This is a genomic window from Pseudomonas sp. P8_241 (genome assembly GCF_034008315.1).
In the GTDB taxonomy this organism is placed as follows: domain Bacteria; phylum Pseudomonadota; class Gammaproteobacteria; order Pseudomonadales; family Pseudomonadaceae; genus Aquipseudomonas.
This window is the reverse complement of record NZ_CP125377.1, coordinates 1,905,552-1,930,722: the sequence shown is the minus strand read 5'-3', so window position 1 is coordinate 1,930,722 and position 25,171 is coordinate 1,905,552. Positions and strand designations below refer to the sequence as shown.

Annotated in this window: 26 protein-coding genes and 1 pseudogene; 13 read left to right on the top strand and 14 right to left on the bottom strand. The window is 58.1% G+C overall.

Annotated features, from left to right (window positions below; genetic code table 11):
* Window positions 1-32 precede the first annotated feature (32 nt).
* Entirely contained in the window at window positions 33-1,604 is a 1,572-nt protein-coding gene (locus tag QMK58_RS08745) for a sigma-54-dependent transcriptional regulator (protein WP_053156529.1), read from the bottom strand.
* A gap of 361 nt (window positions 1,605-1,965) precedes the next feature.
* Between QMK58_RS08745 and phhA the strand changes: the two genes are divergently transcribed.
* From phhA to QMK58_RS08715, 6 genes are all read left to right on the top strand, one after another.
* Window positions 1,966-2,757, top strand: a complete 792-nt coding sequence (phhA, locus tag QMK58_RS08740; RefSeq protein WP_053156525.1) for a phenylalanine 4-monooxygenase — start codon at window positions 1,966-1,968, stop codon at window positions 2,755-2,757.
* A gap of 104 nt (window positions 2,758-2,861) precedes the next feature.
* On the top strand, window positions 2,862-3,218 hold the full coding sequence (locus tag QMK58_RS08735) for a 4a-hydroxytetrahydrobiopterin dehydratase (protein WP_053156522.1): 357 nt from the start codon (window positions 2,862-2,864) through the stop codon (window positions 3,216-3,218).
* Window positions 3,218-4,411, top strand: coding sequence for an amino acid aminotransferase (locus QMK58_RS08730; RefSeq protein WP_053156519.1), 1,194 nt, complete (start codon window positions 3,218-3,220; stop codon window positions 4,409-4,411). The genes QMK58_RS08735 and QMK58_RS08730 overlap by 1 nt, the downstream gene beginning before the upstream one ends.
* A 213-nt stretch (window positions 4,412-4,624) precedes the next feature.
* Window positions 4,625-4,756, top strand: a complete 132-nt coding sequence (locus QMK58_RS08725; RefSeq protein ID WP_256220589.1) for a hypothetical protein — start codon at window positions 4,625-4,627, stop codon at window positions 4,754-4,756.
* A gap of 73 nt (window positions 4,757-4,829) precedes the next feature.
* On the top strand, window positions 4,830-5,015 hold the full coding sequence (locus tag QMK58_RS08720) for a hypothetical protein (RefSeq protein WP_053156516.1): 186 nt from the start codon (window positions 4,830-4,832) through the stop codon (window positions 5,013-5,015).
* A gap of 100 nt (window positions 5,016-5,115) precedes the next feature.
* Complete coding sequence (locus tag QMK58_RS08715) at window positions 5,116-6,315, top strand: MFS transporter (RefSeq protein ID WP_053156514.1); 1,200 nt, start codon at window positions 5,116-5,118, stop codon at window positions 6,313-6,315.
* Here QMK58_RS08715 and arfB read toward each other — a convergent pair.
* From arfB to QMK58_RS08660, 11 genes and pseudogenes are all read right to left on the bottom strand, one after another.
* Entirely contained in the window at window positions 6,312-6,725 is a 414-nt protein-coding gene (gene arfB, locus QMK58_RS08710) for an alternative ribosome rescue aminoacyl-tRNA hydrolase ArfB (RefSeq protein ID WP_008021374.1), read from the bottom strand. The genes QMK58_RS08715 and arfB overlap by 4 nt on opposite strands.
* A gap of 605 nt (window positions 6,726-7,330) precedes the next feature.
* Complete coding sequence (locus QMK58_RS08705; protein WP_256220588.1) at window positions 7,331-7,780, bottom strand: DUF4225 domain-containing protein; 450 nt, start codon at window positions 7,778-7,780, stop codon at window positions 7,331-7,333.
* An 80-nt stretch (window positions 7,781-7,860) separates the two neighbouring features.
* Window positions 7,861-8,361 (bottom strand): Hcp family type VI secretion system effector, encoded by a 501-nt coding sequence (locus QMK58_RS08700; protein WP_053156511.1) that lies wholly within the window; start codon window positions 8,359-8,361, stop codon window positions 7,861-7,863.
* A gap of 801 nt (window positions 8,362-9,162) precedes the next feature.
* Complete coding sequence (locus tag QMK58_RS08695) at window positions 9,163-9,840, bottom strand: DUF4225 domain-containing protein (RefSeq protein WP_320396157.1); 678 nt, start codon at window positions 9,838-9,840, stop codon at window positions 9,163-9,165.
* Window positions 9,837-10,327: pseudogene (locus QMK58_RS08690) on the bottom strand (Hcp family type VI secretion system effector). The gene QMK58_RS08695 and the pseudogene QMK58_RS08690 overlap by 4 nt, the downstream one beginning before the upstream one ends.
* A 138-nt stretch (window positions 10,328-10,465) precedes the next feature.
* Window positions 10,466-11,887 carry an amino acid permease gene (locus QMK58_RS08685; RefSeq protein ID WP_053156506.1) on the bottom strand — a complete coding sequence of 474 codons (1,422 nt, stop codon included), beginning with the start codon at window positions 11,885-11,887 and terminating at the stop codon, window positions 10,466-10,468.
* Between the two features lie 851 nt (window positions 11,888-12,738).
* Window positions 12,739-13,959, bottom strand: a complete 1,221-nt coding sequence (gene rluB, locus QMK58_RS08680; RefSeq protein WP_053156504.1) for a 23S rRNA pseudouridine(2605) synthase RluB — start codon at window positions 13,957-13,959, stop codon at window positions 12,739-12,741.
* 276 nt (window positions 13,960-14,235) lie between these two features.
* Complete coding sequence (gene scpB / locus QMK58_RS08675; protein ID WP_053156500.1) at window positions 14,236-15,225, bottom strand: SMC-Scp complex subunit ScpB; 990 nt, start codon at window positions 15,223-15,225, stop codon at window positions 14,236-14,238.
* Between the two features lie 11 nt (window positions 15,226-15,236).
* The gene (locus QMK58_RS08670) at window positions 15,237-15,935 is read right to left on the bottom strand and encodes a segregation and condensation protein A (protein ID WP_172681807.1); all 699 of its coding nucleotides are present in this window, start codon (window positions 15,933-15,935) and stop codon (window positions 15,237-15,239) included.
* Between the two features lie 120 nt (window positions 15,936-16,055).
* Window positions 16,056-16,685 (bottom strand): L-threonylcarbamoyladenylate synthase, encoded by a 630-nt coding sequence (locus tag QMK58_RS08665; RefSeq protein ID WP_156322316.1) that lies wholly within the window; start codon window positions 16,683-16,685, stop codon window positions 16,056-16,058.
* A gap of 13 nt (window positions 16,686-16,698) precedes the next feature.
* Window positions 16,699-17,562: a PHP domain-containing protein gene (locus QMK58_RS08660; RefSeq protein ID WP_053156490.1), complete on the bottom strand. Its 864-nt coding sequence runs from the start codon at window positions 17,560-17,562 to the stop codon at window positions 16,699-16,701.
* Between the two features lie 87 nt (window positions 17,563-17,649).
* Here QMK58_RS08660 and QMK58_RS08655 point away from each other — a divergent pair, with 87 nt between their 5' ends.
* From QMK58_RS08655 to QMK58_RS08630, 6 genes are all read left to right on the top strand, one after another.
* Entirely contained in the window at window positions 17,650-18,246 is a 597-nt protein-coding gene (locus QMK58_RS08655; protein WP_053156487.1) for a septation protein A, read from the top strand.
* Window position 18,247: 1 nt separating this feature from the next.
* Entirely contained in the window at window positions 18,248-18,547 is a 300-nt protein-coding gene (locus QMK58_RS08650) for a YciI family protein (protein WP_053156484.1), read from the top strand.
* Between the two features lie 110 nt (window positions 18,548-18,657).
* A complete protein-coding gene (locus QMK58_RS08645) occupies window positions 18,658-19,071 on the top strand; it encodes a translation initiation factor 2 (protein ID WP_053156480.1) in 414 nt (137 codons plus the stop codon).
* A 7-nt stretch (window positions 19,072-19,078) separates the two neighbouring features.
* Window positions 19,079-19,756: a response regulator transcription factor gene (locus QMK58_RS08640; protein WP_320396156.1), complete on the top strand. Its 678-nt coding sequence runs from the start codon at window positions 19,079-19,081 to the stop codon at window positions 19,754-19,756.
* Window positions 19,757-19,971: 215 nt separating this feature from the next.
* Complete coding sequence (locus tag QMK58_RS08635) at window positions 19,972-20,421, top strand: Spy/CpxP family protein refolding chaperone (protein ID WP_053156475.1); 450 nt, start codon at window positions 19,972-19,974, stop codon at window positions 20,419-20,421.
* Window positions 20,422-20,600: 179 nt separating this feature from the next.
* Entirely contained in the window at window positions 20,601-21,944 is a 1,344-nt protein-coding gene (locus QMK58_RS08630; RefSeq protein ID WP_053156470.1) for a sensor histidine kinase, read from the top strand.
* Window positions 21,945-21,978: 34 nt separating this feature from the next.
* On the opposite strand, the gene QMK58_RS08625 is transcribed toward QMK58_RS08630, so the two are convergent.
* Complete coding sequence (locus QMK58_RS08625) at window positions 21,979-22,548, bottom strand: NAD(P)H nitroreductase (protein ID WP_053156467.1); 570 nt, start codon at window positions 22,546-22,548, stop codon at window positions 21,979-21,981.
* Window positions 22,549-22,668: 120 nt separating this feature from the next.
* Here QMK58_RS08625 and QMK58_RS08620 point away from each other — a divergent pair, with 120 nt between their 5' ends.
* Window positions 22,669-24,123, top strand: a complete 1,455-nt coding sequence (locus tag QMK58_RS08620) for a TrkH family potassium uptake protein (protein ID WP_053156464.1) — start codon at window positions 22,669-22,671, stop codon at window positions 24,121-24,123.
* Here the strand turns inward: QMK58_RS08620 and QMK58_RS08615 are convergent.
* Window positions 24,080-25,141 (bottom strand): AraC family transcriptional regulator, encoded by a 1,062-nt coding sequence (locus QMK58_RS08615; RefSeq protein WP_082344434.1) that lies wholly within the window; start codon window positions 25,139-25,141, stop codon window positions 24,080-24,082. The two genes, QMK58_RS08620 and QMK58_RS08615, sit on opposite strands and share 44 nt — an antisense overlap.
* Window positions 25,142-25,171 lie beyond the last annotated feature (30 nt).

The following is a 25,171-nucleotide window of genomic DNA, read 5'->3' as shown; positions in this document are numbered from 1 at the left end:
GAGAAGTTAAAGCGCCGGATAAATATTCTTGTTCAAGAATCTTTTAAACGATCAAGTTTGCCGATCTCATATTCACGCAACTTGTTGGCAATCGTTGTGTGAGATACACCCAAGCGCTTGCCGAGCAATCGACTACTGGCATGTTCTGAATAAAGCCGTTCCAGCACCGCTTTTTCAAAACGCCCGACTATTTCATCCAGCCCGCCTTCGAGCGAGAAGTCACCCAACGGTTGACGCACGCCGTAATCCGGCAGACGGATATGTTCAGCCTTGACCGTGCCGCCCTCGCACAGGGAAACCGCCTGGAACAGCACGTTTTCCAGTTGGCGCACGTTGCCCGGCCAATGGTAATGACTGAGTCGATCCATGGCCGCCGGCGCCAGTTTGGGTAATGGGCAACCGATCTGCCGACTGGCCTGATCGAGGAAGTGCTCCACCAAGGGCGTCAACCCGTCCAGGCATTCACGCAGCGGCGGGATGTGCAGCGACAGCACGTTCAAGCGATGGTACAGGTCCTGGCGGAACTCGCCGCGAGCACACAGTTCGGACAAATCGACCTGGGTCGCGCAGATCACCCGCACATCCAGATAAACCTCTTCATCACTGCCTACACGCCGGAAGCACCCGTCCTGCAGGAAGCGCAGCAATTTCACCTGCAAGCGCGGGCTCATTTCCCCTACTCCGTCGAGAAAAAGCGTACCGCCCGCCGTCAGCTCCAACAGCCCGAGCTTGCCCTCGGCTCGCGCACCTTCAAAGGCACCGGGGCCGTAGCCGAACAGTTCGGTCTCGGCCATCGACTCCGGCAGGCCTGCGCAGTTGAGCGCCATCAATGGCGATTGCCCACGGGGGCTGGCCAGATGGCAGGCTCGCGCCAGCAGTTCTTTGCCCGTGCCGGTTTCGCCTTCTATCAACAGCGGCGCATCCAGCGGCGCCATACGCCTAGCTTCTCGGACCACGGCGGCCATTACTTTCGAACTTTGAAAGATACTGTCGAAGCCTCGCAATTCCTGCTTGCGCACGTTGTAGATGCGCTCGCCCACGCGGTCGGCTCGGTGCAGCGTGAGCACCGCGCCGGCCATGGCTTCGCTGTCGTCGTGCTCTGATTGCAGTGGCGCGATGTCGGCCAGAAACACGTCACCCTTGACCTTGACCCGCAGCCCGTTGATCCGCGATTTGTTGGCGCGCACCAGTTCCGGCAAGTCGAAGTCTTCGGCGTAGCGCGACAGCGGAATCCCCGGCACCTCGTCGACCCTGACACCCAGTAGCTGCGCGGCCGCACGGTTGGCCGCAACGATAGAGCCGCCCATGTCGATCGACAGCACCGGAAACTCCAGCGCCCCGAGCAACGCATTGAGTTCCATGTGCCGACGCTCGCTGGGCATCAGCCCTACACGCTTGACGCCAAACACTCCGGCAATCGACTCGAACTTCGGACGCAGTGCCTGGAATTGAATGTTGATCAGGTTCGGACAATGCAGATAGATAGCGTTGCCGTGCTCGCCGCCCACTTCACCGCGGGCCACGTTGATTCCGTACTCCACCAGCAGGTTGAGAATGTCGCGCAGGATGCCGATGCGGTTTTGGCAGTGGACTTTGATACGCATGTAAAAGACCTGGATCTGAATGAAAGGGGTGGCATTGAACCTGTAGGAGCCGGCTTGCTGGCGATGACACCCCCAAGGACGCTATCGCCAGCAAGCCGGCTCCTACAAAGCCCCCAGGCAAGCATTTTTCTGTCGGGGCGCTCAGATAGTCGTCAAGATTATGTGACAGGTACAGCGCTTTTCAAACCCGAAAATCTCAGCAACTACGCGACGACCACCGATTCGTAACGAAAACTTTACGATTTTTGAGGATTTTTCCCACACAGTTCGCCGACCACCTGCTGCATCGACGCAATCCTTGGGGTATTTCTAGGTCCATAGCAGCACATAACAAGAACGAATCCCCTAGCAGGAGAGCAGCATGAAGCAGACGCAATACGTGGCCCGCGAGCCCGATGCGCAAGGTTTTATCGACTACCCCGCCGAAGAACACGCGGTGTGGAACACGCTGATCACTCGCCAACTGAAAGTGATTGAAGGGCGTGCGTGCCAGGAGTACCTGGACGGTATCGAAAAACTCGGTCTGCCCCACGACCGCATTCCACAACTGGGCGAAATCAACAAAGTCCTCGGTGAAACCACCGGCTGGCAAGTTGCCCGTGTGCCAGCGCTGATCCCTTTCCAGACCTTTTTTGAATTGCTCGCCAGCAAGCAGTTTCCAGTCGCGACCTTTATTCGTACCCGCGAGGAACTGGATTACCTGCAAGAGCCGGACATTTTCCACGAGATCTTTGGCCACTGCCCGCTGCTGACCAACCCGTGGTTCGCCGAATTCACTCACACCTACGGCAAGCTGGGGCTGCAAGCGACCAAGGAAGAGCGCGTGTACCTGGCGCGCCTGTACTGGATGACCATCGAATTCGGTCTGGTCGACACTCCGCAAGGCCAACGCATCTACGGCGGCGGCATTCTGTCCTCACCAAAAGAGACCGTGTATTGCCTGTCGGATGAGCCTGAACATCAGGCCTTCGATCCGCTTGAATGCATGCGTACGCCTTACCGCATCGACATCTTGCAGCCTCTGTATTTCGCGCTGCCCAATCTCAAGCGCCTGTTCGACCTCGCTCACGAAGACATCATGGGCATGGTCAAGCAAGCGATGCAGATGGGTCTGCGCGCACCGAAATTTCCGCCAAAACCAAAAGCCGCGTGATCCGCCGCTTTTAGAATCAAGTGAGCCTGTCAGAAACCATCGCTTTGCATTAGCGTGGTAGCACTGAGGGCCGATTTCCCAACATTCGATTTCAGGAACACACCATGACCGCACTCACTCAAGCCCATTGCGAAGCCTGCCGCGCCGATGCTCCACAAGTCAGCGACGAAGAACTGCCGGTATTGATCAAGCAGATCCCGGATTGGAACATCGAAGTTCGCGACGGCATCATGCAGCTGGAAAAAATCTTCCTGTTCAAGAACTTCAAACACGCTCTGGCATTCACCAACGCCGTCGGTGAAATCTCCGAGGCCGAAGGTCACCACCCGGGCCTGCTGACCGAGTGGGGCAAAGTCACCGTGACCTGGTGGAGCCACTCGATCAAGGGTCTGCACCGCAACGACTTCATCATGGCCGCGCGCACTGACATCGTTGCCAAGGACGCCGAGGGCCGCAAGTAATGCACTTCGACGCCATCGGCCGCGTGCCCGGCGACCCGATTCTGGGTCTGATGGAGGCCTACGCGCAGGATCCGAACCCACGCAAGTTTGACCTTGGCGTGGGTGTCTATAAGGATGCCCAGGGCCTGACGCCGATTCCTCAGTCAGTGAAACTGGCCGAAGCACGGCTGGTCGAGCGTCAGACCACCAAAACCTACATCGGCGGTCACGGCGAACCGGCGTTCGGCAAGGCGATCAACGAACTGGTGCTCGGCGCCGACTCGACCTTGATCGCCGAGCAACGTGCCGGCGCTACCCAGACACCGGGCGGCACCGGGGCCTTGCGCCTGAGCGCAGACTTTATCGCCCAATGCCTCCCGGGCCGCGGCGTGTGGCTGAGCAATCCGACCTGGCCGATCCACGAAACCATTTTCGCAGCGGCCAAGGTCAAGGTCAGTCATTACCCGTACGTGGGCAGCGATAACCGGCTCGACGTTGAGGGAATGCTGGCGGTACTCAACGAAATCCCCAAAGGCGACGTGGTATTGCTGCACGCCTGCTGCCACAACCCGACCGGGTTCGATCTGTCCCATGAGGATTGGCGCCGGGTGCTGGAAGTGGTGCGCAAACGCGAACTGCTGCCGCTGATCGACTTCGCCTACCAAGGCTTCGGCGATGGCCTGGAACAGGATGCCTGGTCGACCCGGTTGTTCGCCGCCGAGTTGCCGGAAGTGCTGATTACCAGTTCCTGCTCGAAGAACTTCGGCCTGTACCGCGACCGTACTGGTGCGCTGATTGTCTGCGCGAAAAACGCCGACAAACTCACCGACATCCGCAGCCAACTGGCCAACATCGCCCGCAACTTGTGGTCGACCCCGCCGGATCATGGCGCCGCCGTCGTGGCGACCATCCTTGGCGCCCCGGAGCTGAAAAGCCTCTGGGCCGACGAAGTGGAAAGCATGCGCTTGCGCATCGCTCAACTGCGCAGCGGCCTGGTGGAAGCGCTTGAGCCGCATGGCCTACGCGAGCGTTTTGCGCACATCGGGGTACAGCGCGGAATGTTTTCATATACCGGCCTGTCGACGGAGCAGGTGAAAAACCTGCGCGACCACCACAGCGTGTACATGGTCAGCTCCGGTCGCGCCAACGTCGCGGGGATTGATGCCACGCGCCTGGATCTGCTGGCCGAGGCGATTGCCAAGGTTTGCAAATAACCTACAAACACTGCAACACCTTCTGTGGGAGCCAGCCTGCTGGCTCCCACAGAAGGTGTTGTGTTGATCCTTCAGACCTGTCTAGACAACCCCTTCCGTCGAAACAAATAGATATAAAAGTCTGTTTGTCATTTCTCTTGCTGTATCCTGCCCAGGCTTTTTAAAAGCGCGGATCTACCAGATCTATCAACAGACTTAGCGAGGAGCGCAACCATGCACGAGATTCCTAATCTCCCCTTCCCAAGCCTGCACGAACCTGAGCAGACGACCACGCAGCAAGCCGGCGCCCAACAGCCCGAGCCGAAAGAAGCCACTGACAGCCGCCAGGCTGACAGAGAAGACTGAAACACCCGCCGTACAGACCGTGTGGAAAGCGCTAACATGCGCTTTCCACACTGCCTGAACCGAGACCCTGTCCATGACCGATGAATTTAGCGAAGCCCAGGCCAGCGTCCTGATCGGCACCGCCGAGAAAATGATCGAGATCTGGAATCGCCTTTCCCCCGAGAAACAAGCCGCTTTGCTCGCCCGATTTGGTACCCAGGAAAACGCGTTGGCCGCCCTGGTCACTACGCAACTGGTCGCGCCCGCCAAGTCCGAGTGACACCGCCCGGCAAATAGTTTTACTTTTTCCCAACCCACGAACGCTGGCACCGTTATCATAAGCAGCCTATCTAATCCTGCTTTCCCGTGGACCTTTACCCATGTCTGAAAACCAGCGCCCCCTGGCGGTCACGCTGCAAGTTGTATCCATCGTCCTGTTTACCTTTATCGGCTATTTGAACATCGGCATCCCCCTGGCCGTATTGCCCGGTTACGTCCATAGCGACCTGGGCTTCGGTGCCGTGATCGCGGGGCTGGTGATCAGTGTGCAATACCTGGCCACCCTGCTCAGCCGCCCGTATGCCGGGAAAATCATCGACAACAAGGGCAGCAAACTCGCAGTGATGTATGGCTTGGCCGGTTGCGGACTGAGCGGTGTGTTCATGTTGATTTCGGCATGGACGCAAAGCCTGCCGATGCTCAGCCTGATCTGCTTGTTGATCGGCCGTCTGGTACTCGGTAGCGCGGAGAGCCTGGTGGGTTCCGGTTCGATTGGCTGGGGCATCGGCCGGGTGGGCGCGGCGAACACCGCCAAGGTGATTTCCTGGAATGGCATCGCCAGTTACGGCGCACTGGCAATCGGCGCGCCGCTCGGCGTGTGGCTGGTCAGTCAGTTGGGCTTGTGGAGCATGGGCGTGAGCATTGTACTGTTGGCCGTTATTGGCCTGCTGCTGGCCTGGCCGAAAACCGCCGCGCCGATCGTTGTCGGTGAACGTTTGCCGTTCATGCATGTGCTCGGCCGCGTATTGCCCCATGGCTGCGGCCTGGCGCTGGGTTCGATCGGCTTCGGCACCATCGCCACCTTCATCACCCTGTATTACGCCACGCAACACTGGGACAACGCGGTGCTGTGCCTGAGCCTGTTCGGTGCCAGCTTCATCGGCGCGCGCTTGCTGTTCGGCAACCTGATCAACCGCCTCGGCGGCTTTCGCGTCGCCATTGCCTGCCTGTCGGTGGAAACCCTGGGATTGCTGTTGCTGTGGCTGGCACCGGATGCCCATTGGGCACTGGCGGGTGCGGCGCTGAGCGGCTTCGGCTTTTCGCTGGTGTTTCCGGCACTGGGCGTGGAGGCGGTCAACCTGGTGCCGGCGTCCAGCCGTGGCGCAGCCGTCGGCGCCTATTCGCTGTTCATCGACTTGTCGCTGGGGATCACCGGGCCGCTGGCCGGGGCGATTGCGGCCGGGTTCGGGTTCGCTTCGATCTTCCTGTTCGCTGCCTTCGCCGCCTTGAGCGGATTGATGCTGAGCCTTTACCTGTACCGGCAGGCGCCAAAGCAACGCGAAACGCGGGATGTCCGTTAGAAATCGACCTTGCCGCGCCCGGCCTTGATGTTACCGCGCTTGGATTTGGATTCGAGACGACGGGTCTTCGAGCCGAGGGTCGGCTTGGTCGGACGGCGCTTCTTCTCGACCTTGGTGGCACTGAGGATCAACTCGGTCAGCCGCAACAACGCATCGGCGCGGTTCTGCTCCTGCGTCCGGTACTGCTGGGCCTTGATGATCAACACACCGTCGCTGGTGATGCGACTATCGCGCAGCGCCAGCAGCCGCTCCTTGTAGAACTCGGGCAAGGACGACGCCGGAATGTCGAAGCGCAGGTGCACCGCGCTGGAGACCTTGTTGACGTTCTGCCCACCGGCGCCTTGGGCGCGAATGGCCGTCAACTCGATCTCGGCATCCGGCAGATGCACGTTGTTGGAAATCACCAGCATGGAAAAGCGTCCGTGTTCGAGGGCGTTCAGGATACCGCGAATGACGTTCGCAATAGCGGTCATCATGGCGAATCGCTAACATCGGGCCTCGCTGCCAGTCAAATTCATTTACAAATATTGCTCTTAGCCTAGTGAAGAAACGTTTAATTGTTTCGAATAGCCATACTAATCTAGTGGCTCACATCAGCAGGACATGATGATCAATGAACTTTGAAAACATTCGATACTACATCTCAGTGACGTTTTTAGTTTTAGGCTGCTCTGGACTACCAGCTGGAATTATTGCATTCGGAATAAGAAAAATAATTCACATAGATGAAAACCACCTAGACGCCACCTACCTGACAACATATATAATCCTCGTCATTCCTGGTTTGATAATCTACACCCCAAGAATGCGTGGCGTAATATAAGCGAAACTCACACCCTATCACACCACTTCACGACACACATAAGAAGCCTACTCTGAAAGTATCGAATCTATCGTAAAAGCATCAACCATCACTTCAAAAGACAAAGCCAACCTCCCCATTTGATGACAAGCTCGCTCGTAATTAATTGGATCACGCCTGAACAACTCCACCGAACCGGGCTTTGACACCGACCTAAACACCCCAACTACAGAAAGAAACAAGTCCGTTGAGTAGTAAACCATGCCCCCCCCGTTCTTCATCCAACATATCCCTATAAAAATATCTAATAGGCCCAACCGTGCCTAGAGCATTCGGCCCGCGATAAATATTCCCCAAACCTTCGTAGATATTATTAACTCCATGCCCAACCATGAGTCCGCCCGGTATCGAACCAAACCCTGTCGAGCCTACGAAAATCGCGCCCCCTGTCCTCACCTGCATCACCCCTGCCACAACCCCAACACCATTTTGTAGATAGAAACGCGCCTTCGCCGATAAGTCCTCATATTCAGCTGTTATTTCCTGCACGGCTTGCCACGCACTAATAGCCCCTTCATCAACCGCCTGAATTATTTCATCAACATAGGCAGAGACAATCGAGCCAAATCGAAGTCGCGCAAAGCCATCAGGAATATGCGCCATGCCTATGCTGCAACCAACTGCAACCAACTGCAACCAGATCGGAAGCCGATCTGGTTACATCATGAATATCGCAAGGGTCCTCATTCACCTTCATTCCCCCAAGAACTATAGGCACTGGTAGCCCCTGGAACATGCGCCCAGGCAATGTCCCTATAACGAATGGACACTAGCTCTTGCGGCTCAGCGTCATTCATGCGAATTGCGTGGGGAACCTGCAAGCTGATATGAGCGATACGCGCACCTGACAGGTGTATTGAATAGTACCGTTCCTGGCCGCCAACCGAAGAGGTTCGATAAAAATTGATCTTGCAATCAACTTCTTCACCCTCATGCAGCGCACTTGCCAGCAATGGTGATGACTTATCGATACCTTTGGTTATCATGATCGGCATGTGCTTGCCACGCCCACCTGTCACGCTGCCGTCATTACCCGCAAGCATTTCACGTGAATAAGCCAGCACCAGGATTTCATCCTGGTGTCCGATCTGGCATTTGTTGCCGAGAGAATCAAGACCGGAGCAACCGGCAGAAATCAAACCTTGGCGCTTTCCGGTAATGCTCATATAGCTGTGGCTGGCCATACACCCCTCCTTTGTGTTCGGAGAGGCAGCCTAAGACAAAAAGTGAAATATCGGTTGTAGGCTGTTTCTGAATTTGCTGTATGAACCCAGAAACAATCAACCCGACGCATGGCCGGGTTGTTTGTCGAAGCGAGACGCTTACTTCACAGCAGGGGCAGCGCTATTCAATTCGCGTTGCGCAGTGCGCTTGTTCCTGATGCCGTAGCAGATCCACATGAACACCAGCCAAACCGGAATCGCATACACCCAGCGACACGTTTTGCGGAATCAGGTAGTTCAGCAGTAGCGCGATCAGGGTCACGGCAGCTGAGGTCAGGAGGAAAACATGATGAAAGCCATGACCATTACCAGACCCATGACACCATTCGGGGAGAAATCACCGTGGGACCACAGATAACGGCTTGTCATGGAAAACCGGGCAACCAGGCATCGCCAACAGTTAAATTCGTTTACAATAACTGCTCTTGCGTCTACTGATGAAAAGTTGATTTGTCTTGAGTAACCGTACTAATCTTTGGGACTTTATCAGAAGGATATGATAGCTAATGAATCTTGAAAACATTCGATATTACATCTCGGTTACACTTTTAGTTCTGGCCTGCTCCGTCCTTCCTTCTGGAATTATCATGCTCGGGATAAAAGAAATAATTCATTTAGATAAAAGCCACCTAAACATCATCCACGCAACAACATACACACTCCTTGTAATTATCGGTTTAAAGCTCTACACTCCAAGAATGCGGGGCGTGATATAATTAGTACTGAGATTTAGTTAAAACAGCAGCCTCCTGTTTACAGAACCTACTCTGACAGCATCGATTTCATCGTAAGAGCATCAACCAAAACCTCAAAAGATAAAGCCAATTTCCCCATCTGATGATAAGCCCTCTCATAATTAATTGGATCACGCCTGAACAACTCAACCGATCCTGGCTTTGAAACCGGTCTAAACACACCGATAGCAGAAAGAAGCAAGTCCACGGAGAAGTAAAACATGTCCCCCTCGCTATCATCGAATATGGCCCTATAGCCCCCCCTAACAGGCCCAACCGTGCTTGGAGCATCCGGTCCGCGATAAATATTCCCCAAACCTTCATAGATATTATTAACACCATGCCCCACCATCAGCCCCCCCGGAACAGCACCTAGTGCTCCTGGGCTGCCAATGACCAAAACACCCGTCCTGATCTGCATCGCCCCAGCCACAACCCCAACACCATTTTGAAGATAAAAGCGCGCCTTAGATGACAAGCCCTCGTATTCGGCTCTTATTTCCTCCAACGCTTGCCAAGCGCTAATAACCCCCTCATCAACCGCCTGAATAACTTCATCAACATAGGCAGAAACCATCGAACCAAATCGAAGTCGCGCAAAGCCATCAGGAATATGCGCCAGGCCTATGCTGCATCCAAGTGCAACCAGATCGGAAGCCGACCTGGTGACGTCGTGAATATCGCAAGCCCCTTCATTCACCCTCATTCCCCCCAAGTACTATAAGCACTTGTGGCGCCTGGAACATGCGCCCAGGCAATGTCCCTATAACGAATGGACACTAGCTCTTGCGGCTCAGCGTCATTCATGCGAATCGCGTGGGGAACCTGCAAGCTGATATGAGCGATACGCGCCCCGGTCAGGTGTATTGAGTAATACCGTTCCCGACCGCCCACCGAAGAGGTTCGATAAAATTGATCTTGCAATCAACCTCTTCTCCCTCATGCAGCGCACTGGCCAGCAAGGGTGACGACTTGTCGATGCCTTTGGTAATCATGATAGGAAGGTGCTTGCCGCGCCCACCTGTCACGCTGCCGTCATTACCCGCAAGCATTTCACGTGAATAAGCCAGCACCAGGATTTCATCCTGGTGTCCGATCTGGAATTTGTTACCGAGAGAATCAAGACCGGAGCAACCGGCAGAAATCAAACCTTGGCGCTTTCCGGTAATGCTCATATAGCTGTGGCTGGCCATACACCCCTCCTTTGTGTTCGGAGAGGCAGCCTAAGACAAAAAGTGAAATATCGGTTGTAGGCTGTTTCTGAATTTGCTGTATGAACCCAGAAACAATCAACCCGGCGCATGGCCGGGTTGTTTGTCGAAGCGAGACGCTTACTTCACAGCAGGGGCAGCGCTATTCAACACGCGTTGCGCACTGCGCTTGTTCTTGATGCCGTAGCAGACCCACATGAACACCAGCCACACCGGAATCGCGTACACCGATGTCTGGATCCCCGGAATCAACAGCATCACGCCGAGGATGAACACCACGAACGCCAGGCAGACATAGTTGCCGTACGGGTACCACAGGGCCTTGAACAGCGGCGTCTGTTTGGTCTTGTTCATGTGCTGGCGGAACTTGAAGTGCGAGAAGCTGATCATCGCCCAGTTGATCACCAGGGTGGCTACCACCAGCGACATCAGCAGTTCCAGAGCGTTTTGCGGGATCAGGTAGTTCAGCAGTACCGCGATCAGGGTCACGGCGGCCGAGGCCAGGATCGAACGCACCGGCACGCCGCGCTTGTCGATCTTCGCCAGGCCCTTCGGCGCATCACCCTGCTCGGCCATGCCCAGCAGCATGCGGCTGTTGCAGTAGGTGCCGCTGTTGTACACCGACAGCGCCGCGGTCAGGACCACGAAGTTGAGGATGTGCGCGGCAGTATTGCTGCCCAGCATCGAGAATACTTGCACGAACGGGCTGCCGCTGTAGGAATCACCCGAGGCGTTGAGGGTGGTCAGCAGGCTGTCCCATGGCGTCAACGACAGCAGGATCACCAGGGCACCGATGTAGAAAATCAGGATCCGATAGATCACCTGGTTGATGGCTTTCGGGATCACGGTTTTCGGTTTGTCGGCTTCGGCTGCGGTGAAACCGAGCATTTCCAGGCCACCGAAGGAAAACATGATGAACGCCATGGCCATCACCAGACCGCTGACACCGTTCGGGAAGAAGCCACCGTGGGCCCACAGGTTGCTGACCGCTGCTTGCGGGCCGCCATTACCGCTGACCAGCAGGTAGCTGCCCAGGGCAATCATGCCGACGATCGCCACGACCTTGATGATCGCGAACCAGAACTCGGCCTCGCCAAACACTTTGACGTTGGCCAGGTTGATGGCGTTGATCAGCACGAAGAAGCCCGCTGCCGAGACCCAGGTCGGAATGTCCGGCGCCCAGTAGTGGATGTACTTGCCGACGGCTGTCAGCTCGGACATGCCCACCAGAATGTACAGAATCCAGCAGTTCCAGCCAGACAGGAAACCGGCAAAGCCGCCCCAGTACTTGTGCGCGAAGTGGCTGAAGGAACCGGCCACTGGATCTTCGACGATCATTTCGCCCAGCTGGCGCATGATCATGAAGGCGATAAAGCCGCAGATGGCGTAACCAAGGATCATCGAAGGACCGGCGGATTTCAGTACCCCGGCCGAGCCGAGAAACAAACCGGTACCAATCGCGCCACCGAGGGCGATCAGTTGAATGTGGCGATTTTTCAGGCCGCGTTTCAGCTCGCCTGATTGCGGGTTTTGTCCACTCATGAAAAGGGTCTCACGCAAGGTTTGATGATGTTCAGAAAACGTTGCTGCTTGGCAAAGACATCAAGCGGCACCGATCAAACCCCAGCGCAGGCACCAGGAGTTCAGCGTATTTACAACGGTCATACGTCACCTGTTTGTTTTTATCTGTGACGAAATCGAACCCGATACGCTTGTGGCGCAGCGGAGTGAACAAGGCGGATAGCCTTGAGGTTTGCGCAGATGCGCAGGAGGTCACAGGTAAAACGCGGCGCATTGTACACCTGTAACCCCCTGCTGCCAGACCCGCTGGACAAGCGTGTCTATGGCCGGGATTGCCTGTGTCCGCCCCGAGAGGCTCGGGCGGCTGCAAATACGGGGTCTGACCCTTGCGGATCATTGACGCAGGCGGCAGAAAAAATGCACCTCGCGGAGAACGGGAAACGGATTGCGGCGTTCATTGCGCCTCCTTTTTGTTATGCACCTGCACGACAGGCATGGCGCGCATGACACCCTGACTGGAGCGGTGAAACAAGCGGGCTAGAGGGCTGGAAGGAGGTTTGAAGGCTTTGACATGTAAGAGTTTTCTTACGGAGCTAAGCCATTGGCCAATTTACGGGGTTACCCCGGAGATTTTGTCAGGATTTCTTTACGCGGCGTAAATTCTTGTTTCCACACTGGATTGCGCGGCGAGGCCACTGACGCCATCGCGAGCAAGCTCGCTCCTACAGCGGACCGAAGTGCTTGATGGAAATATGATGCCTTGCAGGAGCGAGCCTGATCGCAAAGGCGCCCTCAATAACAACACAGTCATAAAAGCCGGTCCAAAAAAAAGCCAACCCGAAGGTTGGCGTTTTCATGAAGCGCTCAGCCGATTACTCCGGCTTGCGACGACCAAAGCCCGGACGCTGACCGGAGCCGGCCGGTGCGCCACGGCGTTTGCCCGAAGGCTTGTCACCGTCGACCAGGCTGATGCCCGGACGCTTCGACGCCGGCTTGGCCGGGCGCTTGGTATCGGCCGGACGATCCGCCACCGGCGTACCACGGCTCTCACCACGCTCGGTGCGGCCATTGGCCGGACGCGGTGTGCGTGGGCCGCGCTCGCCGTCCTGACGGGCGGCTGGTTTGCGGGCTGGACGCTCGCCTTCGATCTGCGGCTCACGATTTGCACGTGGCGCAACTGGAGCAGCCGGGCCACCAGCAGCGGGACGCAAGGTACGCACGCGCTCGGTCTTGCCCATTGGACGCGACGATTTACGCTGCATCCGGTCCAGCTTGTCTTTGCTCTTGGCGTTCATCTGCGGCATCGCGACCGGCGTCAGGCCGACCTCGGCACTCAGAATGTCGACTTCGTACTGGCTCATTTCGCGCCAGCGACCCATCGGCAGGTCAGAGTTGAGGAACACCGGACCGAAACGCACACGCTTCAGACGGCTCACCACCAGGCCCTGGGATTCCCACAGGCGACGCACTTCGCGGTTACGACCTTCCATCACCACGCAGTGATACCAGTGGTTGAAACCTTCGCCGCCTGGCGCCTGCTTGATGTCGGTGAACTTGGCCGGGCCGTCTTCAAGGACTACACCAGCCTTCAAACGCTCGATCATCTCGTCATCGACTTCGCCACGCACACGTACCGCGTATTCACGGTCCATTTCGTAGGAAGGGTGCATCAGGCGGTTGGCCAGCTCACCGTCGGTGGTGAACATCAGCAGACCGGTGGTGTTGATGTCCAGACGACCGATGTTGATCCAGCGACCCTCTTTAGGGCGCGGCATCTTGTCGAACACGGTCGGACGGCCTTCCGGGTCGACGCGGGTGCAGATTTCGCCATCGGGCTTGTTGTACATGATCACGCGGCGGACCGACTCGGCGGCCTCTTCGCGCTTGATCACCTTGCCATCGATGGTGATGGCGTCGTGCATGTCGACACGTTGACCAAGGGTGGCGTCTTTGCCGTTGACCTTGATGCGGCCATGACTGATCCAAGCTTCCACGTCACGGCGCGAGCCGACGCCGATACGGGCGAGGACTTTCTGCAGTTTTTCGCCTGCTGGGCCGATTTCCTGGTCGTCTTTCTGGTCTTTGATACTCATCTGGGCACCTCCCGGTGTGGTCTGTTCAGGCGTTGCCTGAAGCGATGTAAATCTGGGTTCCTGGGCGAGGGATCGCCGAAGGGTCGCGAATCATACGCGCATGAGGGCGTTTGCGCATCAGAGACTAGCTGATCGAGGCAAGGTTATTTGTTTTTCCGCCGGTCGGTGATCGCGAGCCTTTGTAGGAGCCGGCTTGCTGGCGATGGCATCACCGCGGTCCTTCACAGACACCGCGTTGGCCGCATCGCCAGCAAGCCGGCTCCTACAGGGTTGTGGTCAGTCTTCGAATTCGCGGCGTTCGGCTTCGATGGCTTCGGCCAGTGCCCGGGCTTCGGCCTCTTCGTCCGAAAGCTCTGGCTCGGGTTTCGGTTGTTCGAGGGCGGCAACGGCGGCCAGGAGTTTTTCCCGGGCCTCGGCAACGCCGAGGATGTCGTCTTCCTGCTCCGGTTCAATTTCCGGGGCTGGCTCGCCTTCCGGTTCAGGCTTGGGCTGTGCCACTTCGACGTCTGGTTCGACATCCGAAGTTTCCGAATCGAATTCAGGCGACACACTGTCACGCAACAAATCATCGAAGTCGGTCTTGATCCCCTCCTCCATACTGTCCAGTTCCTGAAGCAGCGTATGGAAACTGGTTTCTTCCTTTGGCTCTCCAGGCTCGGGGCTGGCATCGGCCAGCGCTTGCAGAGCGGCGGGCACCGGCGCGTCGTCGAAATCGAGCACCGGATCGGGTTCCAGTTCGCGCAGTTCGGCCAGCGGCGGCAGGTCGTCGAGGTTCTTCAGGTTGAAGTGATCGAGAAACGCTTTGGTGGTGGCGAACATTGCCGGTTTGCCGGGCACGTCTCGGTAACCGACGATGCGGATCCACTCGCGCTCCATGAGCGTCTTGACGATGTTGCTGTTGACCGCCACGCCCCGCACGTCTTCGATTTCACCCCGGGTGATCGGCTGGCGATAGGCAATCAGCGCCATGGTTTCGAGCATGGCCCGGGAGTAGCGTTGCGGACGTTCTTCCCACAGACGCCCGACCCACGGCGAGAATTTTTCGCGGATTTGCAGGCGATACCCCGAGGCCACTTCCTTGAGTTCGAAAGCACGGCCGTCGCAGGACTTGGCCAAAATCGTCAGGGCCTTCTTGAACACCGGTGGCTCCGGCCGCTCGGCTTCTTCAAAGAGTTCGAACAGGCTTTCCAGGGATTGCGGCTTTCCCGAGGCCAACAGAAAGGCTTCAAGCAATGGCGCCAGCTCGCGGGGTTCACTCAGGTTCATGATTCAACTCGTTATTCGGCTCGGGCCCGCACGTGGATCGCTGCGAACGGCTCATTCTGCACCAGCTCGACCAAAGATTCCTTGACCAGTTCGAGAATCGCCATAAAGGTCACGACCACCCCCAAGCGTCCCTCTTCAGCGGTGAACAGCTCGACAAACGGCACGAAACCGCCGCCCTTGAGCCGCTCCAGAACATCGCTCATGCGTTCGCGCGTCGACAGCGCCTCGCGGCTGACCTGATGGCTTTCGAACATGTCGCCACGGCGCAGGACCTCGGCCATGGACAGCAACAGCTCCGACAGGCGCACATCGGGCAACAGCTTGCGTGCCCGGGCTTCAGGGGCGTCGAGCCTGGGCACCACCACATCACGACCGACTCGACTGAGGCCATCGATGCCTTCGGCTGCCGCCTTGAAGCGTTCGTATTCCTGCAAGCGGCGGATCAGTTCGGCGCGCGGATCGTCTTCTTCTTCCTCAATGGTTTCAGCCCGTGGCAACAGCATTCGCGACTTGATTTCGGCCAGCATCGCGGCCATCACCAGGTACTCAGCCGCCAGTTCGAGGCGCACCGACTGCATCAACTCGACATAGCCCATGTACTGGCGGGTGATTTCCGCCACCGGAATGTCGAGGATGTTGATGTTCTGCTTGCGAATCAGGTACAGCAGCAGGTCGAGCGGGCCTTCAAAAGCTTCGAGAAAGACTTCCAGCGCATCCGGCGGGATGTACAGGTCCAGCGGCATTTCCAGGACCGCCTGGCCATAGACCATGGCGAAGGGCAGTTCTTGCTGGGCACCGGCCTGACTGTCGACGGGCTCTACAGCAGACATCTACGCCTCGGCCATGAAAGGCGCAGGGTCGCCGCAACCGACACGAATGACTTCAGGCTCGCCGTCGGCAAGGTTGATCACGGTAGACGCCTTGATACCACCGAAACCGCCGTCGATGATCAGGTCAACCTGATGTTCCAGGATCTGACGCATTTCGTAAGGGTCGGTCAACGGGTCGGTATCACCGGGCATGATCAGGGTCACGCTCATCAGCGGCTCACCGAGCTCTTCAAGCAGCGCCAGGGCAATCGGATGGCTCGGGACACGCAGGCCGATGGTGCGCTTTTTCGGATGCAGCAGCAGCCGCGGAACTTCGCGGGTGGCATTGAGAATGAAGGTATACGGCCCCGGCAGGTGCGCCTTGAGCAGACGGAATGTGCCGGTATCGATTTTGGCAAACAGGCCGAGTTGTGACAGATCGCAGCAAATCAGCGCAAAGTTATGCTTTTCATCCAGCCCGCGCAAACGGCGCACGCGCTCGACGGCGACTTTATCGCCGATCTGGCAACCAATGGCGTAGGACGAGTCAGTAGGATAAACCACCACCCCGCCGCTGCGAATGATCTCGACCGCCTGTTTGATCAGGCGCGCTTGCGGGTTTTCCGGATGAATCTGGAAAAATTGACTCACATTCTCTACCTGTTCAGACGGCGGCAATAACTGGGTCATGTTTGAATCGACACCAAAGTGGCGGCAAATCCTCTGGGAGCGGGCGATATTCACCGATCTCTGACCAGCCCCCCGGGCCATGGAAATCACTGCCGGCGCTGACCAGCAGACCGAACTCACGGGCCAGAATGGCCAGGCTGCCCACTTGCTCGGCAGGCTGATAACCATTGACCACTTCGATGGCATGGCCCCCTGCTTGAATATAGTCGGCAATCAGGCGACGACGCTTGCTGCGGGTGAATTCGTAGTGCCAAGGATGGGCAAGACTGACCCAGGCCTTGGCCGCGCGCAGGGTTTCGACAGTGTCTTCCAGCGTCGGCCAGTGTTGCTTGACGTCGCCCAGTTTGCCGGCGCCCAGCCATTTGCGAAATGCTTCGGCGCGATCCTTGACGTAACCTTCGCGCACCATCCAGTCGGCAAAGTGCGGGCGGGCCGGTGCGTTGCCGCTGTCGCCCAGTTCCTGTTGTATTGACCGGGCACCTTCCAGCGCCCCCGGCATGCCTTTGAGCGCTAGTTTTCGGCTGATTTCTTCGGATCGCAACCAGCGGCCATCGTGCAATCTGGCGATCGCTTCGACCAGCGGCGCGGCGTTGACGTCGAAACCATAGCCGAGCACGTGGATGGTCGCGCCGCCCCAGGTGCAGGACAATTCGACGCCGTTGACCAGTTGCATCCCCAGCGCATTCGCCGTTTCCCGGGCTTCGGCGAGGCCTTCGAGGGTGTCGTGATCGGTCAAGGCCAGGACTCGCACGCCTTTCTCGAACGCACGCGCGACCAGAACCGCAGGCGCCAGGGCGCCATCGGAGGCCGTGCTATGGCAGTGCAAATCAACATTCACAGGGCTTTGTAACCTCAAATCAGCTGGCGCTATCGCGCGCCCATATGTTTGTTATTATGCCGCCACATCCTGCTTCTGGCTGCCACTGTGAAACAATTCATCGATTTCATCCCGCTCCTGCTGTTTTTCATCGTCTTCAAAATCGATCCACGGGTCGTCGACATTGCCGGCCACGAGGTAACTGTAGGCGGTATTTACAGCGCCACGGCAATGCTGATCATCAGTTCGCTGGTGGTGTATGGCACGCTGTTCATCAAACAGCGCAAGCTGGAGAAGAGCCAATGGCTGACGCTGATTGCCTGCCTGGTCTTCGGCAGCCTGACCCTGGCCTTCCACAGCGAGACCTTCCTGAAATGGAAAGCCCCGGTGGTCAACTGGCTGTTTGCGCTGGCGTTCATCGGCAGTCACTTCATCGGTGACAGCCTGCTGATCAAGCGCATCATGGGTCACGCGCTGACCCTGCCGGAGCCGGTCTGGACGCGCCTGAACATCGCCTGGATCGTATTCTTCCTGTTTTGCGGTGCCGCCAACCTGTTTGTCGCGTTCACCTTCCAGAGCTACTGGGTCGACTTCAAGGTCTTCGGCAGCCTGGGCATGACTTTGCTGTTCCTGGTCGGCCAGGGCATTTACCTGTCCCGCCATCTGCACGATGCCGATACCACAACGCCTAAAACCGAGGACTGACATGCTTTACGCAATCATTGCCACAGACGTCGCCAACTCCCTGGAAGCCCGCCTGGCCGCACGGCCTGCACACCTGGAGCGCCTGCAGGCGCTCAAAGGTGAAGGTCGCATCGTATTGGCCGGTCCACACCCGGCGATCGACAGCAATGATCCAGGTGCAGCAGGTTTTACCGGCAGCCTGATCGTCGCCGAATTCGATTCCCTGAGCGCCGCACAAGCCTGGGCCGACGCGGATCCGTACATCGCCGCAGGCGTCTACGCCAACGTTCTGGTCAAGCCGTTCAAGCAAGTCCTGCCGTAACCCCCCTCTACGCGGTGAACCTTATTGGTTCATCGCGTTCTCAATCGCTCATTATTCTCGTTTGCCGGCCGACAACTTGCCCAATACTCGTATTGGAATCAGGAGTCGCGATGCGCAAGGGTCCGTTGTGTCTGATGTTGGTCACGTTGTCGATCGTGGCACCCGCCCACGGTGAAGAAAGCACCGAGGGCGGCAATTCCACGCCGCTGTCCCTGAGCGCCGGCAGCCAGATCAATGAGTTGCAGCAACGCTTGAAAGACAGCGAGCGGCAACGGGAAGAACTGAGCAAACAACTGCAAAATGCCGATGGCGAACGCGAAAGCGCTCAACTGGCCCGGATGCGCCAAGAGAACCAGCGCCTGAAGCTGCAACTCAAGGAAACCCAGGCCGGCAGTTCAATTCCGCGCTTGCTGACCGATCAGCAACAATGGTTCGTGATCGGCGCCGGTGTAGCGCTATTGGCGCTGCTCTGCGGTATCTTCGCCAGTGGGGCAAGTCGAAAACGTCGACAATGGCTAAATTGAGTGAGTCATGAGCGAGCTGTTACTGATTGATGATGACCAGGAGCTGTGTGAGCTCCTGAGCAGTTGGCTGAGCCAGGAAGGATTTCAGGTTCGCGCCTGCCACGATGGCCAAAGTGCCCGACGTGCGCTGGCGCAAACCTCCCCGGCGGCCGTGGTGCTGGATGTGATGTTGCCCGACGGCAGCGGCCTGGAACTGCTCAAGCAATTGCGCAGCGATCATCCGGACCTGCCGGTGCTGATGCTCTCGGCCCGGGGCGAACCGTTGGACCGCATCCTCGGCCTGGAACTCGGCGCCGACGATTACCTGGCCAAACCCTGCGATCCGCGTGAACTGACCGCCCGCCTGCGTGCGGTGTTGCGCCGCAGCCATCCGGCGGCGGTGTCCAGCCAGATGGAACTGGGCGACCTGTGTTTCAGCCCGGTGCGCGGCGTGGTCAGCATCGACCAACAGGAATACATCCTCACCGTCTCTGAAAGTCGCCTGCTCGAAGCCTTGCTCAAGCAACCCGGCGAGCCTCTGGACAAGCAGGAACTGGCGCAAATCGCCCTCGGCCGCAAGCTGACCCTGTACGACCGCAGCCTGGACATGCACGTCAGCAACCTGCGCAAAAAAATCGGCCCGCACGCCGATGGCCGACCGCGCATCGTTGCCCTTCGCAGTCGCGGTTACTACTACAGCCTCTGACGAAACACGCCCCCTGTAGGAACCGGCTTGCCAGCGAAGCTTTCGGTGGCCTCAAGGCCCCTTCGCCAGCAAGCCGGCTCCTACAGGGTTGTTTTGTCAGGGACATAGAAAACCATCTTTACCCAAGCCTTACACTCCGCTGACCGCCGCTGACCTTGATCTCCGTAATCTGCACTCATCCGGAACGTACCGGGAACGAGACAAGGAGATACACCATGCGCAAGACTCTAATCGCTCTGATGTTCGCTGCCGCTCTGCCGACCGTTGCCATGGCCATGCCCGAAGGCGCAGGCCCGATGGATGGCTCGATGGACGGTTCGCGCCACGGCGGTCAGATGCACGGCATGCACGGCAAAGGCCCGTACAGCCAGCTGGACCTGAGCCGCGAACAGCGCGAGCAGATCCGCAAGATCATGGGCGAGCAGATGCACGAGCGTAAGCAAGTGGTCGACAAATACCTGGAGAAACTCTCGCCAGCGGATCAGAAAGCCTTGAAAGACGAGATGGCCGCGAACCATAAGAAAGCAGAAGCGGATGTGCGCGCCCTGCTGAAGCCGGACCAACAGAAGAAGTTTGACGAAATCCAGAAAAAGCAGGCTGAACGTCGCGCTGAATGGGCTGAATTCAAAGCGTGGAAAGCGCAACAACCGCAAAAGGCGCAATAATGCGTTAAACCCGGACCCGACGGCTACACGCCGTTGGGTCTGACAGCTTCAGAAAAAGGAACTGTAGGAGCGAGCTTGCTCGCGATGGCGTTTTTTCAGTCACATCGATATTGAATGTGCCGACGCTATCGCGAGCAAGCTCGCTCCTGCATTGGAATGTGTTTGCTTGAGGATTTTCTGTGCGTTCATTGTTCTGGCGTATTCTGGCCAGCTTCTGGCTGGCCATCGCTCTGGTCGCGGGGCTGTCCATTCTGCTCGGGCACATGCTCAATCAGGACGCATGGATTCTCAGCCGCCACCCGGGCCTCAACACCTTGGCCGAACAGTGGACGCAAACCTACGAATCCCAGGGTGAGGAAGCCGCTCAGGACCTTCTTCAGCAACGCAAACGCCAGTACCACATCGACGTTCAGGTGCTCAACGAAAGTGGCGACCCGGTGGTGCGCGGTACGTTCCCGCGTCGCGCCGCAGCGTTCGAAGCGCGGCAAAACAATGAAGACCGACGCCTGCCATGGCGGCGCCTGACCGATGAATTCACCAGCGAAAAAACCGGTGACACCTACCTGCTGATCTACCGCATCCCCCACCCCGAACTGGACGCCTGGCACCGTGAGAGCCTGCTTTGGCCGTTGAGCGCATTGGGTATCGCGTTGGTGGTACTGACCCTGTTCAGTCTGCTGGTGACCTTTTCCATCACCCGCCCACTGAGCCGTCTGCGTGGCGCGGTGCATGACCTTGGCCAAACCACCTATCAGCAAAACAGCCTGGTGAAACTGGCCAACCGCCGCGATGAATTTGGCGTGCTGGCCAACGACTTCAACCGCATGGGTGCACGCCTGCAAAGCCTGATCGGCAGCCAGCGGCAATTACTGCGCGATGTGTCCCACGAACTGCGTTCCCCCCTCGCCCGCCTGCGCATCGCCCTGGCGTTAGCCGAACGGGCCAACCCACAGGAACGCGAACAACTCTGGCCCCGCCTGACCCGCGAATGCGATCGCCTCGAAGCGCTGATCAGCGAAATCCTGGTGTTGGCGCGGGTCGATTCCGACAACGCGAGTGCGGAAGAGGTGGACCTCAATGCCTTGCTCAATACGCTGCAAAAGGATGCGCAACTGGGCTCGCCAGATCAGTTGGTTCATCTCGAAGCCGAGCAGCAACTGAACCTCAAGGGTTGGCCGACCATGATCGAACGGGCGGTGGACAATCTTTTGCGCAATGCATTGCGCTTCAACCCGGTGGGGGGGCTACCGATTGAGATGCAGGCGTTGCGCCATGGCGATCGCATTGTGGTAACCGTGCGCGACCATGGGCCAGGGGTTAACGCCGAGCACCTGAATCAGCTCGGTGAGCCGTTCTACCGCGCTCCGGGCCAGACGGCGGGTGGCCATGGCCTGGGGCTGGCCATTGCGCGCCGTGCTGCGGAACGGCATGGCGGCACCCTGGTGCTGGCCAATCACCCTGAGGGCGGGTTTATTGCGAGCCTGGAGTTGCCGTTAGTGCCCGGAGCCATCGCTGCGTTGTAAGCGCCGTGGCGATGCAAAAAAGATCTGTTGATCTTTAGGCTTTATTACCGGGCCAGGCGCTGACGAACTCGGCCAAGTCGACCTTCTCGGCCACTCGCGGTTCTTTCTGCGGTGTACCGAGATACAGGAAAGCAATCACCTCCTCCCCTTCTGCCAATCCCAAACCTTTGGCCACATGCGGCGAATAGGCCAGGTCACCGGTACGCCATACCGCCCCTATACCCTGTGCGTACGCCGCCAGCAAAATCCCGTGCGCCGCACAACCCGCCGCCAACAGTTGCTCGGACTTCGGGTATTTGACGTGATCCTGCACGCGAGCAATCACCACCACCACCAATGGCGCCCGCAACGGACCGTTGCGCGCTTTGTCGATGGCCGCTTCGGAGACTTCGCTGTCCTGCAGTTTCGCCGCTTCAGCAAGCAACTCGCCCATCTGCTCACGCGCCGCACCCTCCACCGTCAGGAAGCGCCAGGGTTGCAAATGGCCGTGGTCCGGTGCCCGCATGGCGGCGGCAAACAGCACTTCACGCTGCTCGGCGGTCGGTGCCGGATCAAGCAATCGTGGAACGGAAACACGGTTGAGCAAAGCGTCGAGAGCCTGCATCGGCCACCTCCTGAAAAATTTGTGCGGCTATTCTAGCTGTAACTACCATCGCAGTGCGGTTTACATGGCCTGCCCCGCGGGTAGAATGGCGCCCTTCCTCATTTCAGCCGAGCGGACCTCATGGCGTTGCCGACCTTACGGATCATTGGTTTCATCATCGGCATCTTCCTGATTACGCTGGCAATCGCCATGGTCGTACCCATGGCCACGCTGGTCATCTTTGATCGCACCAGCGACCTGCCCTCGTTTCTCTGGGCCAGCATGATCACCTTTGTCGCCGGTTTGGCGCTGGTGATTCCGGGGCGCCCCGAACACATACATTTACGCCCGCGCGACATGTACCTGCTGACCGTGAGCAGTTGGCTGGTGGTGTGCATCTTTGCTGCGCTGCCGTTTCTATTGACTCAGCACATCAGCTACACCGACTCCTTCTTTGAAAGCATGTCCGGCATTACCGCCACCGGTGCGACCGTGCTCAACGGCCTGGACACCATGTCCCCCGGCATCCTGATGTGGCGCTCGTTGCTGCACTGGATCGGCGGCATCGGCTTTATCGGCATGGCGGTCGCGATTCTGCCGCTGTTGCGTATCGGTGGCATGCGGCTGTTCCAGACCGAATCGTCGGACCGTTCGGAAAAAGTCATGCCCCGTTCGCACATGGTGGCGCGCCTGATCGTGGCAGCCTATGTCGGCATTACCATTTTCGGCAGCCTGGCGTTCTGGTGGGCCGGGATGAGCCCGTTCGATGCGATCAACCACGCGATGTCGGCGATTTCCACCGGCGGTTTCTCCACCTCCGACCAGTCTTTGGCCAAGTGGCCGGAGCCTGCGGTGCATTGGGTGGCGATCGTCATCATGATTCTCGGTGCCCTGCCGTTCACCCTGTACGTCGCCATGTTGCGGGGCAACCGTCGGGCTCTGATCAAGGACCAACAGGTGCAGGGTTTGCTCGGTATGTTGCTGGTGACCTGGCTGGTGCTCGGCACCTGGTACTGGTGGACCACCCAGATGCATTGGCTGGACGCGCTGCGGCATGTGGCGCTGAACGTGACGTCAGTCGTAACCACGACCGGCTTTGCGCTGGGGGACTACAGCCTGTGGGGTAATTTCTCGTTGATGCTGTTCTTTTATCTGGGCTTTGTCGGCGGTTGCTCGGGATCGACCGCTGGCGGGATCAAGATTTTCCGCTTCCAGGTCGCCTATATCCTGCTCAAGGCCAACCTTAACCAGCTGATTCACCCGAGGGCGGTGATCAAGCAAAAGTACAACGGCCACCGGCTCGATGAAGAGATCGTGCGGTCGATCCTGACCTTTTCGTTCTTTTTCGCCATCACCATCTGCGTGATCGCACTGCTGCTGTCGCTGCTCGGCGTGGACTGGATGACCGCTTTGACCGGCGCGGCCAGCACCGTATCCGGCGTCGGCCCGGGCTTGGGCGAAACCATCGGCCCGGCAGGCAACTTCGCCACCCTGCCGGACGCCGCCAAATGGATTCTCTCGTTCGGCATGCTGCTGGGCCGACTGGAGATCATTACTGTGTTTGTGCTGTGTATTCCGGCATTTTGGCGTCATTGATCGCCGCAGGTGCCTGCAATAGCCGCATCCGGTACTCGCCGGGCGTGGCGTCGAACCAGCGGCGGAAGGCGCGGAAGAAATTGCTCGGATCGGCGAAACCCAGCAGATAGGCAATTTCCAGCAAGGTCATGTTCGGTTGCGCCAGATACTGCTCGGCCAATTCGCGTCGGGTATCGTCGAGCAACACCTGGAAGCTCGTGCCCTCTTCCTGCAAACGACGCTGCAAGGTTCGCTGGGACAAATGCAGCGTCTGCGCCACGGCGTCGCGCTTGGGTTCCCCTTGAGGCAACAGACGACACAACACCTGCCGCGCCTTGTGGGTCACGCGGGTTTCCGAGAAGCGCGCCAGGTATTCACCGGCAAAACGGTCATGCAGTAACGCCATGGCCTCGTTGGCCGTCGGTAACGGTGCTTCCATGTCCGAACGCTCGAAGATCAGCGCATCGTACGGTGCGTTGAACACCAGAGGCGCATGAAAGGCCTGCTTGTAAGGTTCCAGATTGGCCGGTTGATCACCCTGAACCAACACTTTGCGCGGCTGCAATGTCCGCCCCGTTAGCCAGCCGCACAGGGCCAGCGCGCAGGCCAGCGAAGCTTCTGCACTTTGTCGGGTAGGCGGTAGATGATCACCATGCACCGTCAGAATCAGCGCGTAGCCATCATCAAGCAGTTTGAAACTCAGGTCGGCACTTTCGGCGATAATGCGCTGAAAACGCACCAGACGCCGGAAGCCCTCGGCCAGGGTCTGACTGGACATCAAGGCGTAGCCTGCCACGTGGAATTGCGCAGGCCGCACCACCTTGCCCATGTTCAGGCCGATCGCCGGGTTACCCGACAAATCGACCGCGCGCTGCCACAGCCGCGTCATGGAATCCTGCGGGAAGCGCGCATCCGGATCATCCAGTGCCGCGTAGTCGAGCCCTAGCTGCTTGAACAAAACCCGACAATCCAGGCCGTCCATTTCCAGTGCTTTGACAATTCCCATCGCCCAGCTTGCAGAAGTCGTTCGTTCGCTCATGGCGTTTTCTGTCTTGGTGAGCCGTCTCGT

Coding starts and splice junctions, on each gene's coding strand:
- QMK58_RS08745 (WP_053156529.1), bottom strand. CDS start 1,604: ATGCGTATCAAAGTCCACTGCCAAAACCGCATCGGCATCCTGCGCGAC.
- phhA (WP_053156525.1), top strand. CDS start 1,966: ATGAAGCAGACGCAATACGTGGCCCGCGAGCCCGATGCGCAAGGTTTT.
- QMK58_RS08735 (WP_053156522.1), top strand. CDS start 2,862: ATGACCGCACTCACTCAAGCCCATTGCGAAGCCTGCCGCGCCGATGCT.
- QMK58_RS08730 (WP_053156519.1), top strand. CDS start 3,218: ATGCACTTCGACGCCATCGGCCGCGTGCCCGGCGACCCGATTCTGGGT.
- QMK58_RS08725 (WP_256220589.1), top strand. CDS start 4,625: ATGCACGAGATTCCTAATCTCCCCTTCCCAAGCCTGCACGAACCTGAG.
- QMK58_RS08720 (WP_053156516.1), top strand. CDS start 4,830: ATGACCGATGAATTTAGCGAAGCCCAGGCCAGCGTCCTGATCGGCACC.
- QMK58_RS08715 (WP_053156514.1), top strand. CDS start 5,116: ATGTCTGAAAACCAGCGCCCCCTGGCGGTCACGCTGCAAGTTGTATCC.
- arfB (WP_008021374.1), bottom strand. CDS start 6,725: ATGCTGGTGATTTCCAACAACGTGCATCTGCCGGATGCCGAGATCGAG.
- QMK58_RS08705 (WP_256220588.1), bottom strand. CDS start 7,780: ATGGCGCATATTCCTGATGGCTTTGCGCGACTTCGATTTGGCTCGATT.
- QMK58_RS08700 (WP_053156511.1), bottom strand. CDS start 8,361: ATGGCCAGCCACAGCTATATGAGCATTACCGGAAAGCGCCAAGGTTTG.
- QMK58_RS08695 (WP_320396157.1), bottom strand. CDS start 9,840: ATGAGGGTGAATGAAGGGGCTTGCGATATTCACGACGTCACCAGGTCG.
- QMK58_RS08685 (WP_053156506.1), bottom strand. CDS start 11,887: ATGAGTGGACAAAACCCGCAATCAGGCGAGCTGAAACGCGGCCTGAAA.
- rluB (WP_053156504.1), bottom strand. CDS start 13,959: ATGAGTATCAAAGACCAGAAAGACGACCAGGAAATCGGCCCAGCAGGC.
- scpB (WP_053156500.1), bottom strand. CDS start 15,225: ATGAACCTGAGTGAACCCCGCGAGCTGGCGCCATTGCTTGAAGCCTTT.
- QMK58_RS08650 (WP_053156484.1), top strand. CDS start 18,248: ATGCTTTACGCAATCATTGCCACAGACGTCGCCAACTCCCTGGAAGCC.
- QMK58_RS08645 (WP_053156480.1), top strand. CDS start 18,658: ATGCGCAAGGGTCCGTTGTGTCTGATGTTGGTCACGTTGTCGATCGTG.
- QMK58_RS08640 (WP_320396156.1), top strand. CDS start 19,079: ATGAGCGAGCTGTTACTGATTGATGATGACCAGGAGCTGTGTGAGCTC.
- QMK58_RS08635 (WP_053156475.1), top strand. CDS start 19,972: ATGCGCAAGACTCTAATCGCTCTGATGTTCGCTGCCGCTCTGCCGACC.
- QMK58_RS08625 (WP_053156467.1), bottom strand. CDS start 22,548: ATGCAGGCTCTCGACGCTTTGCTCAACCGTGTTTCCGTTCCACGATTG.
- QMK58_RS08620 (WP_053156464.1), top strand. CDS start 22,669: ATGGCGTTGCCGACCTTACGGATCATTGGTTTCATCATCGGCATCTTC.
- QMK58_RS08615 (WP_082344434.1), bottom strand. CDS start 25,141: ATGAGCGAACGAACGACTTCTGCAAGCTGGGCGATGGGAATTGTCAAA.